The sequence below is a fragment of the Actinomycetospora atypica genome (assembly GCF_042653685.1).
Classification (GTDB): domain Bacteria; phylum Actinomycetota; class Actinomycetes; order Mycobacteriales; family Pseudonocardiaceae; genus Actinomycetospora; species Actinomycetospora atypica.
The window spans coordinates 58,311-71,782 of sequence record NZ_JBHSIV010000023.1; the positions used below are offsets into that span (position 1 = coordinate 58,311).

Genomic DNA, 13,472 nt, shown 5'->3' on the forward strand with positions numbered 1-13,472 from the left:
CGCTCAGGCGGTGGCGAGGGCGTCCGCGAGGAAGGCGGCGCCCTCCCGCCGGGCCGCCCGCGCGGCGGGGACGTCCCGCAGCGGGCGCAGCGTCACGAAGTCGTGGACCACGCCCAGGTAGCGGGTGGCCAGCACCTCCACGCCGGCCTCGCGCAGGGCGCGCCCGTAGGCCTCGGCCTCGTCGCGGACCACGTCGACCTCGGCGGTGACGACCAGCGTCGGGGGGAGCCCGACGAGGTCCTCGCGTGTGGCCCGGGCGGGGGCGAACGCGGCGTCGCCGAGGTCGCGGGGCGAGCCCGGGTACTGCTGCCAGTACCAGCGCGCGGCGTCGCGGGAGAGCACGGGAACGTCGGCGAACTCGCGGTGGGAGTCGGAGTCGCAGCGCGGGTCGGCCCAGGGGTAGTAGAGGAGCTGGGCGGCCAGGCGCGGGCCCCCGCGGCGCTGGACGAGCATCGCGAGCACCGTGGCGGTCGTCGCGCCGGTGCAGTCGCCGGCCACGGCCACCCGGCCGGGGTCGAGCCCGAGCTCGCCCGCGTGCCCGACCACCCACAGCAGCGTCGCGTAGGCCTCCTCGACGGCCACCGGGTAGCGCGCCTCGGGCACCAGCGTGAACTCCGGCACGACGACGGCCGCCCGCGCGCCGGTCGCGAGCGTGCGGATCAGGAAGCCGTGCGTGTCGGCGTCCCCGGTGACCCACCGGCCGCCGTGGAGGTGGAGCACCACGGGCAGCGGCCCCTCGACGCCGACGGGGCGGACGACGCGGAAGCCGACGAGGCCGGCGGGCCCCACCGGGGCGGTGTGGAGCTCGACCTCGACGCCGGGCCCCTCGAGCCGGTCGTCCTGCAGCTCGCGCAGCGCCTCGCGGCCGTCGTGGGTCCCCAGCCGGTGCAGCGGCGGCGGGCCCTCGAGGCCCCGCAGGAGCCGGGCGCACGCGGGGTCGAGGACCACGCCCCGGTCGTCGGCTCCCGTCACGGCCCGCTCCTCACGATCTCCGCTCCTCGTCCCGCACGGTAGCGGTCGTTCACGTCCGCAACCATCTCGCCGGGGCGGAAGCGGTCGACCGACCGATGCCGGGGGGCGATGACGTACGCCGCGCCCGCGACCGTCCTCCGCTCGACGGATGGCGAGGACGGGAGTCGTATCTATCCTGGCCGCGTCGACGGGAGGAGATGCCGATGAGCGGCCGCTCGACGGTGCGGTGACGGCCCTCGTCGGCCGCGGCCCCGAGCTCGCCGTCCTCGACGCCCTCGTCGACGCGGTCCTCGCGACGACCGTCCGTCCCGGGGCCGAGCGCCCCGCCGTCGTGGTGCTCGGCGAGGCCGGGATCGGCAAGACCGCCCTGCTCGCCCACGGCGCCGGGTCCGCCGCCGCCGCCGGGGTGCGCGTCCTCGCGGCCGACGGCTGCCACGACGAGTCCGAGACCCCCTTCGCCGCCCTCGGCCAGCTGCTGCTCCCGCTGGCCGACCTCGTCGACGAGCTGCCGGAGCACCCGCGCGCCGCGGTCTCCGCCGCCCTGGCCGGCGACGCGGACGGCACCCCGACCGGCGCGCTGCACCTCGGGGTGCTGCTGCTCCTGCGCCGCGCGGCCCGCCGGGGCCCGGTCCTGCTCGTGGTGGACGACGCCGACCGGCTCGACCGCGAGTCGCTGCGGGCGATCGTCTTCGTCACCCGGCGCCTCAGCGGGGTCGACCGCATCGGGCTGGTCCTGGCCGGGCGGGGGGATGTGCGTCCCCTGCCCGGCGACGCCTCGCTGCCCACCCTCGCGCTGGGGCCGCTCGACGACCGCGCGGCCGCGGCGGTGGTCGACCGCCGGTCGCCGGGGCTGCCCGCCGCCGTGCGGCGCGAGGTCCTCGCGGCCGGGCGCGGCAACCCCCTCGCCCTCGAGGAGTTCGCGGACGCTGGGACCGCCCTGCCTGCCGACCTCTCGCACCGGGTCGACGGCCTGTTCGGCCCCGGCATCCGGGAGCTGCCCGCGCCGACCCGTCGGCTGCTGTCCTACGCCGCGGTGGCCGACGGGGAACCGGTCGCGACGATCCAGGCCGCGGCCGGCACCGCCCCGGACGACCTCGCGGCGTGGGGCCCGGCCGAGCGGGCGGGGATCGTCCTGGTCGAGGGCGCCGCCGTGTCGTTCCGCCACCCGCTGGCCCGGGCCGCGGCCTACGCGACGACCCCCGCCGCCGACCGCCGGACCGCGCGCCTCGCCCTCGCCGCCGCGGACGACGATCCCGACGTCGCCGCCTGGCAGCGCGCCCGCGCCTGCCTCGTGCCCGACGAGTCCGTCGCCGCCGACCTCGCCGCCGCCGCGGGGCGTGCCGGCGACCGGGGCGACCACCGGGCGCAGGCCCGGGCCTGGCAGCGGGCCGCCGCGTGCTCGCCGGACCCCGGGACCCGTCTGGAGCGCCACCACCTCGCGCTGCAGGCGTCCTACGCGGCGGGCGACGCCGACGGGGTCGCCGAGCAGCGCGAGGCGATCCGCGCGGAGACCGACGACCCGACGGTGCTCGTGGTCACCACGCTGCTCGCCGCGGCGGCGCTCCTGCTCCACGCCCGCCAGCGCGAGGCGGTCCGACGGATGCAGGAGGTCGTCCCGCTGATCGGCCGCGCCACGCCCGCCGGCAGCGTCCTGCTCGCGTCGTTCCTCCGTCTGGCCGCCGACTTCTCCGGCGCCCCCGAGCACCGGGCCGTGGCGGACGCCGTGGTCGACCGGCCCGAGGTGCGGGAGGCGGTCCGCCGGGTGATCGCCGACGCCGACTCGCCCGCCGACCTCATGTGGGCCCGCGCCACCGTCTACGACCGGGGCGAGGCGGCCCGGCTGCTCGAGCGCATGCTCGAGGGCGGCCGCGCCGGCCCCGCGGCCACCGCCGACGACCTCCAGAACCTCGGGTTCCTGGCCGATCGCGCGGACGACGTGCGGCGCGCGCTGGAGCTCTTCGCCCGGGCCCACGACCGGATGCACCACGAGGGTCCGGCCGCCTTCGGGGTGCCGATCATGGCCACGCTACTCGTCGAGCACGGCCGCTGGACCGAGGCCGACGCCGTCGTCGCGCACTGGACGGAGCTGGCCGACGCCCGGGGCATGACCCGGGTCGCGGTCGAGCTCGCGGCACCCCGGGCGGTGCTCGCGGCGATGCGCGGCGACCCCGACCGGGCCCACGCGATCGTCGCCGCCGCCCGCCGGCGCGTCGACCTCGCCGACAACCGCTTCCTGCTGGTCCGCCTCGGGGCGGCCACGGCGCTCGCCGCGATGGTCGACGGCGACCGGGGACGCGCCTACCGGCACCTGCGGGTGGCCTTCACCCCCGACGGCGACCCCGTGCACCCCCGGCTGTCCCCCCGCCTCGTCGCGTCCCTGGCCGCCGCCGCGACCGGACCGGAGGAGCGGCGGGACGCGGCCCTCGTCGTCGGGAAGGTCCGTGCCGCCCTCGGGGCGCGGACCTCGGCCCGCATGCGCATCCTGCTGCACCACGCCGACGCCCTGCTCGGCGACGAGCAGCAGGCCGAGCACCACTTCCGGCTGGCGCTGGCCGACCCCACGGGCCAGGACTGGCCGGTGGAGCGGGCCACGGTGCGGCTGCACTACGGCGAGTGGCTGCGCCGCCGCCGACGTCCCCTCGAGGCCCGCGAGATGCTCGTCGCGGCGCTCGAGGCCTTCGACGCGCTCGGCGCCGCCGCCCCCGCCGACCGGGTGCGCGCCGAGCTGCGCGCCGCCGGGTCCGGCGACCGGCGGGAGGTCGAGCCGCAGGTCGACCCGCTCGCGGAGCTCACCCCGCAGCAGCGCGAGATCGTGCGTCTGGCCGCCTCGGGCCTGCGGAACCGGGAGATCGCGGAGCGGCTCTTCCTCTCGCCGCGCACGGTCGGCTCCCACCTGCACCACGCCTACCCGAAGCTCGGGATCAGCGGCCGCCACCAGCTGGTGTCGGTGCTGCGCACCCCGGCGGGATGATCTCGGAGACCTGCGCCGTTCGACCGACGCGGACCGCATCCGTCCTCCCTAGGGTGGGCGGACGGCGCTGGGAGGAGCGGACATGGCGATCACACGGGGATTCCTCGGACGACGGAAGCAGACGGACCGCGACCCGCGGCTGCCCCCGGGGCAGTACGACGTGGGGAAGTCGTGGCCGGTGCTGACGGCCGAGTCGACGCCGCGGGTGGACGCCGAGAAGTGGTCGCTGTCGATCGACGGCCTCGTCGCGAACCCGACGACGTGGTCGCTGCGTGAGCTGAAGGCGCTGGGGACGGACACCTATCAGGGCGACATCCACTGCGTCACCACCTGGTCGAAGCTCGACACCTCGTTCACCGGGATCAGCCTCGACACCCTGCTCGAGATCGCGCAGCCGCTGCCGGAAGCGAGCTTCGTCGTCGAGGAGTCGACCACCCGGTACCGCACCAACCTCCCGATCGAGGACGTCACCGGCGGCAAGGCGTGGATCGTCTGGGAGCACGAGGGCAAGCCGATCTCGCGGGAGCACGGCGGACCGGTGCGGATGATCGTCCCGCACCTCTACTTCTGGAAGTCCGCGAAGTGGATCTCCAAGATCCACCTGCTCGACCACGACGAGCCGGGCTTCTGGGAGGTCAACGGCTACCACCACCGTGGCGACCCGTGGAAGGAGCAGCGCTTCGATGGCGACTGATCCCCAGCGCGCCGCGATCTGGCGCGACGCGAGCGTCGTCGACGTCCGCCACCACGGCGACCTCGCGGTGATCCTGCGGCTGAAGGTGCCCGAGCGGGTGGTCCACCGGCCCGGCCAGCACTACGTGGTGCGCCTGCGCGCCGAGGACGGCTACACCGCGAGCCGCTCGTACTCCACGGTGTCGGCCCCCTCGGACGACCTCGTCGAGCTCTACGTGGAGAAGGTCCCCGACGGCGAGGTGTCGGGCTACCTGTCCGAGATCGTCGAGCCGGGCGACGAGCTCGAGGTCCGCGGGCCGATCGGGCGCTGGTTCGCTTGGGACGGCCGCACCCCCGCCCTCGGCATCGGCGGCGGGAGCGGGGTGGCGCCCCTGGTGTCGATGCTGCGGCACGCGACGGAGATCGGGCGCCCCGAGCTGCTCTCCCTCGCGGTGTCGGCGTGGACGGCCGAGCACCTGCCCTACCGCGAGGAGCTCGAGGAGTTCGGGGCGCTGGTCGCGCTGTCGCGCCAGAAGGGCGGCTCGCGGCTCGACGCGGCGGTGATCGGCGCGATCGCCGACCCCGGCGCCACCGCGTTCGTGTGCGGCTCGGCACGATTCACCCTCGCGATGGAGTCGCACCTGCTGTCGGCCGGGCAGCCCTCCGAGAGCATCCGGGTCGAACGGTTCGGCCCGACGGGAGAGGACTGAGTTCGTATGGCTGATCTGGACGTCGACGTCGTGGTGATCGGCGCGGGCCCGGTGGGCGAGAACGTGGCCGACCGCGCGCACCAGCAGGGGCTCTCGGCGGCGGTGGTCGAGGCCGGGCTCGTCGGCGGGGAGTGCTCGTACTACGCCTGCATCCCGTCGAAGGCGCTGCTGCGGCCCGTCGACCTCAAGGCCGCCGTCGACCGGATGCCGGGCGTCGACGCCGGCCCGATCGACGTCGCCGCGGTGCTGGCGCGCCGCGACCAGTTCGCGAACCCCGACGACTCAGGTCAGGCCGACTGGCTCTCCGGCGCCGGGATCACCCTGCTCCGCGGCCACGGGCGGCTCACCGGCGAGCGCGCCGTCGAGGTCACCCACGACGACGGCACGACGACCTCCGTGTCCGCCCGGAACGTCGTGGTCGCCACCGGGTCGGTGCCCGCGTCCCCGCCCGTCGACGGCATCGCCGACGTCGGCGCCTGGACCAACCGCGAGGCCACGCAGGTCAAGGAGATCCCCTCGTCCCTGGTGATCCTCGGCGGCGGCGTGGTCGGCGTCGAGATGGCAACCGCCTACCAGCGCCTCGGCGCCCGGGTCACGCTCGTCCAGCACGGCGAGCGGCTGGTGCCGGGCACCGAGCCCGAGGCCGGCCGCCGGGTGCAGGCCTCCCTCGAGGCCGACGGCGTGGACATCCGGCTCGGGACGTCGATGACGGCCGTCCGTCGCGACGGGGACGAGGTGGTGGCCACCCTCGGCGACGGCTCCGAGGTGCGCGCCGCCGAGCTGCTCGTCGCGGCCGGCCGCCGGTCCACCACCGACGACCTCGGGCTGGAGACCGTGGGGCTCGAGCCCGGGAAGCCCCTCGCGGCCGACGACTCCACCACGGTGCTCGGCGACTGGCTCTACGCCGTCGGTGACGCCTCGACCGGCGCGAAGCTGACCCACATGGGCAAGTACCAGGCGCGGATCTGCGGCGACGTGGTCGTCGCGCGCTCCCGCGGCGAGGAGCTGGGCGGGCGGTACTCGAAGCACGCCGCGACCGCCGAGCAGACCGCGGTCCCGCAGGTGATCTTCACCGACCCGCAGATCGCGGCCGTCGGGCACACCGAGGCCTCGGCCCGCGACGCCGGGCTGTCGGTGCGCGCGGTGAGCTACGAGATCGGCTCCGTCGCGGGCGGGTCGCTGCAGGCCGACGACTATGACGGGTTCGCGACGATCGTCGTCGACACCGAGCGCGAGGTGATCGTCGGCGCGACCTTCGTCGGGCAGGACGTCGCCGACATGGTCCACGCCGCGACGATCGCCGTCGTCGGGGAGGTCCCGCTGTCGCGCCTGTGGCACGCGGTCCCGTCGTTCCCGACGATGTCCGAGGTGTGGCTGCGCCTGCTGGAGGCGTACGGGATGTGACTTCGTCTCGTGAGCACTTTCCGGGGCTATAGCCCCGGAAAGTGCTCACGAGCGGAGCACCTAGTTGCTGATCGCCGGCGCCGCACCCACGTACTCGGTGCTGGTGAGCTGGTCGACGAGGAACCGGGCGACGTCGGCGCGGGTCATCTCCACGCCTATCGGGTCGACGCCGAGGAAGCCCGAGCGCAGCGTGTGGTTCTCCGGGGCGTCGATCGGCGCGAACATGCGCGCGACCGTCCAGTCGAGGTCGGAGGTCGACACCACCTCGTGGATGCCCTGCACCTCGCGCAGCGCACCCGGGATGAGCACACCGATGCCGATCGGCACGAGCCGGTCGAGCAGCCGCGGCCGGTCGCGGGGGTCGGGGACGCTGACGGTGGCGAGGGAGACGAGCCGGCGGACACCCGCGGCGTGCATCGCCTTGACGATCGTGCGGGTGCCGTCGGTGAGCGGCGTGCTCGACAGGAACGGGTCGATCGGCGGGCCGTAGGCGGTGATGACGGCGTCGGCGCCCTCGACGGCCCGCTCGACCGCGTCGGTGTCGGAGAGCTCCGCGGTGATCAGCTCGACCGCGTACTGCAGGTCCCCGAGCTTCTCCGGCGACCGGACGAGGGCGGTCACCTCGTGCCCGTCGGCGAGCAGGTGATGGACGACGAACCGGCCGACGCCGCCGGTCGCCCCGAACACGGTGACCTTCATGGTCCCGGGGTGGCTCCGCCGCCGGACTCCTAATCCGGAGCGTGACCGGAATGACGTGCCCGGCCGAGGTAGAGGTGGTTCAGCACCGACGGACCGGGCATGGCCGCGTGCTCCAGCTCCCCGACCACCAGCCCGGCCGCCTCCACCCGGCGGTCGATCGCCCGCTCGAGGTGGCAGCCCGCGAACAGCCGCTGCTGAAGCCCGGTGAGACGGTGCTGCCACCGCTGGACCCGGGGGTCGGGCGCGAGCCCGTGGTCGAGGAAGAGGAACTCCCCGCCCGGGCGCAGCACCCGTCCCACCTCGCGGAGCGCGGCGTCCAGGTCGGGGATCGTGCAGAGGGTGAACGTGCTGACGACGGTGTCCACGGCATCGTCGGGAAGCTCCAGCGCCGCCCCGTCGAGCCCGACGTGCTCGAGCGGCGGACCCGACCGCCGCCGCGCCAGCCGCCGGGCCACCGCCGACGGCTCGACGGCGAGCACCCGGGTCACCGCGGGCGGCATCAGCGGGAGGTTGGGCGCCGAGCCCGACCCGAGGTCGAGCACCACCCCGGTGGCCGGGGCCAGCGCCCGCTCCCGCAGCCGCGTGACCGCGGCCCGGCCCAGCGCCACGTCGGTGACCCGCGGCACCACCTGCTCCGACCAGACGCCCACGGCGGGCGAGACTAGCCGCGCAGGGCCGGCAGGACCTCCTTCTCGTAGGCGGAGAAGAAGCCCTCCTTGTCGGGCCCGATCTGCTGGACGTAGACCTCGTCGTAGCCGGCGTCGGCGTAGGAGCGCAGCTGGGAGGTGTGCTCGTCGACCTCCGACCCGCAGGCGAACAGGTCGGGCACCGCGTCGCGCTGCAGGAGCTGCGCGGCGGCCTCGAAGTCGGCGGGGCGGGGGAGGGTCTGGGCGAGCTGCCCGGGGAAGGCGTCGTTCGGCCACATCCGGTGCGCGTGGTCGATCATCTCCTCGCGGTCGGCGCCCCAGCACACCTTGGTGCCGCCCTGGGTCGGGCCCTTCCCTCCCGCGTTCCGGTAGGTCTCGAGCAGCGAGGCGTCGGGCGCCACGCCGCAGTAGCCGTCCCCGAGCCGGGCCGCGAGCTCGGTGGCCTGCTCGCCGAAGCCCGAGATGTAGATCGGGACCGGGTTCTCGGGCAGCGTGTAGATGCGGGCGTCGTCGACCCGGTAGTGCTTGCCGCGGTGGTTCACCACGCCGCCCTCGTGCATCCGCCGGATGATCCCGAGGGCCTCCTCGAGCATCTCGAAGCGCTCGCCGATCGGGGGCCACTGGTCGCCGAGGACGTGCTCGTTGAGCGCCTCCCCGGTGCCGACGCCGAACACGAACCGGCCGTCGAGCTGCACCGCGGCGGTGGCCGTGGCCTGGGCGAGGATCGCGGGGTGGATGCGGATGATCGGCGCGGTCACGGCGGTGGTCACCGGCAGCGAGGTGACCTGCGACAGCGCACCGATCACGCCCCAGACGAACGGGCTCTGGCCCTGGCGGTCGTTCCACGGGTGGAAGTGGTCGGAGATCCAGAGCCGCTCGAAGCCCGCGTCCTCGGCGCGCCGGGCCTGGTCGATCAGCTCGTGCGGCCCGTACTGCTCGCAGGACAGGAAGTACCCGTAGGAGGTCATGGGGGGCGGCTACCCGCTGCCGGCCCGGGCGAGAACGACGTGTGCGCCGACGACGACCAGACCGCCCGCGCGATCCGCGCCATCCCGCCGGTCGAGTACGGCAGCGCCTCCGACGTCGTCGCCTCGGTCTCGCTCACCGAGAACGACCACCCGGCCGAGCGCGGCGACACCGACTCCGGCACGGGCGCGCCCGCGAACTGATCGTCGAGGGCGAGACTGGGGCGGTGCTGCTCGACGCCACCGCCCACGCCGTGACCCATCGCCTCGCCGTCGAGCAGTCGCGGGGCCGCGCGCCCTCGCTGGTCGGCGGCGTGGTCCGCGACGGCGCCCTCGTGTGGTCGGGGGCCCGCGGCCTCGTCGGGAACGCCCCGCCGCACGACGACACGCAGTACCGCATCGGCTCGATCACGAAGACGTTCGTCGCGGTGCTCGTCCTGCGGCTGCGCGAGGAGGGCCTGCTCTCCCTCGACGACGAGCTCGGGCGGCACCTCCCCGACGCCCCGGCGGCCGACGCGACGATCGCGCAGCTGCTCGCGCACTCGTCGGGACTCGCCGCCGAGACCGGCGCCCCGTGGTGGGAGCGGTCCGACGGCTCGGTGCGCCCCGACCTCGCGAGCCTCGTCGCGGGCCCGCCGCTGCGCGCGCCCGGCCGGCGCCACCACTACTCCAACGTCGGGTTCGGCCTGCTCGGAGTGCTCGTCGGGACGCTGCGCGGCACCGACTGGACCGTCGCGATGCAGGACGAGATCCTCGATCCGCTCGGGATGGGGCGCACGACCTACCGCCCGGTCGGGCCGCACGCCGAGGGGTTCGCAGTGCACCCGTGGGCGGACGTCCTGCTGCCCGAGCCGGAGCACGACCACGGCCTCATGGCACCCGCCGGGCAGCTGTGGTCGACGATCGACGACCTCGCCCGCTACGGCGCCTTCCTGCTCCGGGGCGACGACCGCGTCCTGCCGCGGGCCGTCGTCGAGGAGATGCGGGTGCCGTCGGCGCCCGCGGAGGCGGGGGAGCCGCTGCGCTCGCAGGGCCTCGGTCTGCAGCTGATGCGCCACCAGTCCCGCGACCTCGCCGGGCACACCGGCTCGATGCCCGGCTTCGTCGCCACCCTGTGGGTCGACCCGGCCGCCGACCTCGCCGCCGTGGCGTGCGCGAACGTCACCTCGGGCCCGGCGATCTCCACGCTCGTCGCCGACCTGCTCGCCACGGTGGCCGACCGCGAGCCCCGCCTCCCGGCGCCGTGGGCGCCCGCCGCGGTCGATCCGGAACTGCTCGCGCTGCTCGGGCCCTGGTACTGGGGGGCGAGCCCGGTGGCGCTGCGGCTGCGCGGCCCCGACGAGCTGCACCTCGGCGGGCTCGGCGGCGGCGCCCGGACCTCGCGGTTCCGGCCGCGGCCCGACGGGACCTGGGTCGGCCTCGACGGCTACTACGCCGGGGAGACGCTGCGGGTGGTGCGCGGGCCCGACGGCGCCGTGAGCCACCTCGACCTCGGCAGCTTCGTGTTCACCCGCGAGCCCTACGCGCCCGGCGAGGTGATCCCCGGGGATGTCCCCGACGGGTGGCGTCCGGGCTGACGCCGCCCCCGTGCGTGCCCTCTCGGCGTGCTGCACCAGCCCATGGCCTCGCGCACCGGGGCACGCACACGACCGTGGTCGAAGGCGTGCGCGACGCGGCGGGTGGGCACGCCCTGTGGACTTGTCGGAGGTATGCGGGGGGACGACGGAATGAGTGCTCGACATCGGCGGACGCGCAGCGCGCTCGCTCTCCGATCGACGGCGGTGCTCGCGGCGGCGGCCGCGGTCCCGGCGGTGGTGGCCCAGCCCGCCGTGGCCGGTCCGGCCACCGGCGCCCGCTCGGTGCCGTGCGACGCCACCGCCGACGTCTGCGTCGACCTCAGCCGTCACCGCGCCTGGCTGCTCGAGAACGGCCGGGTCGTCGAGGGCCCGGTCCGCATCACGAGCGGCGCCCGCGGGTCCGAGACGCCGACCGGGACGTTCACGGTCCAGCGCAAGGACCGCGACCACGTGAGCCAGGAGGCCGGCAACGCGCCGATGCCGTGGTCGGTGTTCTTCGACGACGACGGCCGGGCGCTGCACGGCGGCAGCCTGAGCCGCCAGTCCGCCGGCTGCGTGCACCTCGACGACGAGGACGCGCGCACGTTCTTCGCGGCCCTGCACCCGGGCGACGAGGTACAGATCGTCGACTGACCGACGAGTGCACGCCCCGGCCCCGGTCCTACGGTCGCGGTCCCGGCCGTGTCACCGTAGAGGCGGCTCGCGAGACCTGCGGGAGAACCGGGTCTCCGGGACCCGGTCTCCGGGCGACGGTCACGGCGTCGCAGCCGGTGTGCACCGTGGAGGGTTCGGGGGAGCACCGAGACCCGCTAGCGTCGGCGGCGTGGCTGAGCTGGTCATCGCCCGCAATCCGGACCCGGACTCGAAGCTCCCCTTCCTGCTCCACGTGCCCACGTCGGGCGGGCTCGTCTTCCGCACCTCCGACACCTGGCCGCGGACGAAGGCCCTGTACTGCCACCCGGTCGGGGCCGAGGAGTGGCCGGCGGACCCGGACGTCGTCGAGCGCGTACCCCTGGTGGGCTGCGCCCGCCACGGCGCCGCGATCGACGTCATCGCCGAGCGGCAGCGGGAGAAGCGCTCGCAGATCGTCTACACGCGGGCCCGTGGTCGAGAGATGGTGTTCTGGCAGTCGCCACGGACCCGGAAGCAGGCGCGCCCCCAGGTCCGCACCCCGACAGCGCGGGCGGCCGGCATCGACGGGGCGCTCGAGATCGTCGTCGACTCGCACGAGCGGTACGCGTACCGCTTCGCCGGGCAGCAGGTGACGACGACGAAGCGGGCGCTGAGCTGCGGCGACTACGGCGTTGTCGTCGGAGGAACGCTCGTGGCCTCGGTGGAGCGGAAATCGCTCGCCGACCTCGTCGGGAGTCTCGTCGACTCGAGCCTGCGCCACGCCATGGCCGAGCTGGCGACCCTGCCGAGAGCCGCGGTCGTCGTCGAGGACCGCTACTCGCAGGCGCTACTCGCAGGTCTTCGCCCTCGACCGCATCCGGCCCGCGGTCGTCGCCGACGGCCTGGCCGAGCTGCAGGTCCGCTACCCGACCGTGCCGGTGCTGTTCGCCGAGACCCGCCCGCTCGCCGAGGAGTGGACCTACCGTTTCCTCGCGGCTGCCTCGACGTGGGCCGAGGACGAGCAGGCCGTGGGGGCGCGGATCCCCCGGGCGACCTCGCAGGTGAGCGGGGACGCCCCCGAGCCGACGACGGCCGAGGTCCGCGCCTGGGCGCGCTCCGCAGGCCTCGTCGTGCCCGACCGGGGACGGCTGCGCCCCGAGGTCTGGGAGTCGTTCCGCGCAGCGCACCAGGGTCCGCCGCCATGCCGGTGCGCCGACTCGACCACGTGAACATCGTCGTCGGGCACCTCGAGGCGGGGACGTTCTTCGTCGGCCCCGGACTCGAGGGCTACGCGGGCGTCTACGAGCTCTGCGACGTCCGCGGTTCCGAGGAGATCATCGTCATGGTGGCGGAGCGGATCGGACAGCTCGTCACCGAGCGCGTCCACCTATCCCCGAGGTGCCCTTTTCCGCCCACGCCACGCCCGACTTCGGCGACACGATGGGATGAACAGGCTAACAACGAGCACCATTCGGCCTATTGACGAGGTGCACGGCGCTTCCGCCGAGCACCTCGTCATCGCTCGAAAGGTGTCCCGCCGTGGCCCAGCACCCCTCCGCCTCACCGCAGCAGCGGCGCTTCATCGCCCTCATCGTGGCCGCCGGCCTCGTCGGCGCCGTGTTCATGTCGCTCGCGATGACGAACACGCTGTCGGCGTTCGTCGCCTCGATCACCAACAGCAACGACACCGCGGCCACCGGCTCGCTCGTCCTGCAGGAGACCGGGGCCACCGGCGGGGCCGCCTGCAACAGCACCGACGGCGCGGGCGGGATCAGCGACAACGCCTACGCCACCTGCACGACCTTCAACAAGTACGGCGGCAGCACGACCATGACGCCGTCGAACGCGGCGGGCACCACCAACACGGTCTCGACGACGGTGAACTTCAAGAACACCGGCACGGTGGCCGCGAACGCCTTCACCATGGCCTTCGGTGCCTGCACCCAGTCGAACAACGGGGCCGCGAACGGCTCCGCGACGGACTTCTGCTCGAAGCTGCACGTCAAGGTCGTCAGCGGCACCACCACGGTGCAGGCCGACACCACCGCGGCCGCGCTGGCCAACACCACGGTGACCCTGCCGGCGAGCCTGATCCCGGCGGCGAACTCCGGCACCACCGTGCCGTTCACCTTCACCACCTACATCGACAACTCCGCGGGCAACGCCTACCAGGGTCTCCAGGCCTCGCAGCCCATCACCTGGTCGATCTCCTCCTGATCCCCGCCCACCCGGCCGCCACCATC

The 13,472-nt window shown here is 75.0% G+C and carries 13 protein-coding genes and 1 pseudogene; 10 read left to right on the top strand and 4 right to left on the bottom strand.

Annotation, left to right across the window (positions count from 1 at the left end):
- Positions 1–3: 3 nt before the first annotated feature.
- The gene (locus ACFPBZ_RS19675) at positions 4–972 is read right to left on the bottom strand and encodes an alpha/beta hydrolase (protein ID WP_378037796.1); all 969 of its coding nucleotides are present in this window, start codon (positions 970–972) and stop codon (positions 4–6) included.
- A gap of 226 nt (positions 973–1,198) precedes the next feature.
- Here ACFPBZ_RS19675 and ACFPBZ_RS19680 point away from each other — a divergent pair, with 226 nt between their 5' ends.
- The 4 genes from ACFPBZ_RS19680 to ACFPBZ_RS19695 all read left to right on the top strand — a co-directional run bounded on the left by ACFPBZ_RS19680 (position 1,199) and on the right by ACFPBZ_RS19695 (position 6,729).
- Positions 1,199–3,943, top strand: coding sequence for a helix-turn-helix transcriptional regulator (locus ACFPBZ_RS19680; protein ID WP_378037797.1), 2,745 nt, complete (start codon positions 1,199–1,201; stop codon positions 3,941–3,943).
- A gap of 82 nt (positions 3,944–4,025) precedes the next feature.
- Positions 4,026–4,637 carry a sulfite oxidase-like oxidoreductase gene (locus ACFPBZ_RS19685; RefSeq protein ID WP_378037798.1) on the top strand — a complete coding sequence of 204 codons (612 nt, stop codon included), beginning with the start codon at positions 4,026–4,028 and terminating at the stop codon, positions 4,635–4,637.
- Positions 4,627–5,325, top strand: a complete 699-nt coding sequence (locus ACFPBZ_RS19690) for an FAD-binding oxidoreductase (RefSeq protein ID WP_378037799.1) — start codon at positions 4,627–4,629, stop codon at positions 5,323–5,325. The genes ACFPBZ_RS19685 and ACFPBZ_RS19690 overlap by 11 nt, the downstream gene beginning before the upstream one ends.
- A 6-nt stretch (positions 5,326–5,331) precedes the next feature.
- On the top strand, positions 5,332–6,729 hold the full coding sequence (locus ACFPBZ_RS19695) for a dihydrolipoyl dehydrogenase family protein (protein ID WP_378037800.1): 1,398 nt from the start codon (positions 5,332–5,334) through the stop codon (positions 6,727–6,729).
- A gap of 60 nt (positions 6,730–6,789) precedes the next feature.
- On the opposite strand, the gene ACFPBZ_RS19700 is transcribed toward ACFPBZ_RS19695, so the two are convergent.
- Genes ACFPBZ_RS19700 through ACFPBZ_RS19710 form a run of 3 tightly spaced genes read right to left on the bottom strand, consistent with a single transcriptional unit; the run spans position 6,790 to position 9,043 of the window.
- Positions 6,790–7,428: an NAD(P)-dependent oxidoreductase gene (locus tag ACFPBZ_RS19700; RefSeq protein ID WP_378037801.1), complete on the bottom strand. Its 639-nt coding sequence runs from the start codon at positions 7,426–7,428 to the stop codon at positions 6,790–6,792.
- Between the two features lie 29 nt (positions 7,429–7,457).
- The gene (locus ACFPBZ_RS19705) at positions 7,458–8,078 is read right to left on the bottom strand and encodes a class I SAM-dependent methyltransferase (protein WP_378037802.1); all 621 of its coding nucleotides are present in this window, start codon (positions 8,076–8,078) and stop codon (positions 7,458–7,460) included.
- A gap of 11 nt (positions 8,079–8,089) precedes the next feature.
- Positions 8,090–9,043: a TIGR03557 family F420-dependent LLM class oxidoreductase gene (locus ACFPBZ_RS19710; RefSeq protein WP_378037803.1), complete on the bottom strand. Its 954-nt coding sequence runs from the start codon at positions 9,041–9,043 to the stop codon at positions 8,090–8,092.
- Between the two features lie 39 nt (positions 9,044–9,082).
- Here ACFPBZ_RS19710 and ACFPBZ_RS19715 point away from each other — a divergent pair, with 39 nt between their 5' ends.
- The 6 genes and pseudogenes from ACFPBZ_RS19715 (at position 9,083) to ACFPBZ_RS19740 (ending at position 13,446) form a co-directional block, all read left to right on the top strand.
- The gene (locus ACFPBZ_RS19715) at positions 9,083–9,244 is read left to right on the top strand and encodes a hypothetical protein (protein WP_378037804.1); all 162 of its coding nucleotides are present in this window, start codon (positions 9,083–9,085) and stop codon (positions 9,242–9,244) included.
- Between the two features lie 26 nt (positions 9,245–9,270).
- Positions 9,271–10,617, top strand: a complete 1,347-nt coding sequence (locus ACFPBZ_RS19720; RefSeq protein ID WP_378037840.1) for a serine hydrolase domain-containing protein — start codon at positions 9,271–9,273, stop codon at positions 10,615–10,617.
- Between the two features lie 204 nt (positions 10,618–10,821).
- Positions 10,822–11,250 carry a L,D-transpeptidase gene (locus ACFPBZ_RS19725; protein WP_378037805.1) on the top strand — a complete coding sequence of 143 codons (429 nt, stop codon included), beginning with the start codon at positions 10,822–10,824 and terminating at the stop codon, positions 11,248–11,250.
- Between the two features lie 481 nt (positions 11,251–11,731).
- Positions 11,732–12,007 (top strand): annotated as a pseudogene (locus ACFPBZ_RS19730) (ERCC4 domain-containing protein); the annotation flags it as partial.
- A 352-nt stretch (positions 12,008–12,359) separates the two neighbouring features.
- Positions 12,360–12,458, top strand: a complete 99-nt coding sequence (locus ACFPBZ_RS29625) for a hypothetical protein (RefSeq protein WP_465251519.1) — start codon at positions 12,360–12,362, stop codon at positions 12,456–12,458.
- A 310-nt stretch (positions 12,459–12,768) separates the two neighbouring features.
- A complete protein-coding gene (locus tag ACFPBZ_RS19740; RefSeq protein ID WP_378037806.1) occupies positions 12,769–13,446 on the top strand; it encodes a hypothetical protein in 678 nt (225 codons plus the stop codon).
- Positions 13,447–13,472: the final 26 nt, after the last annotated feature.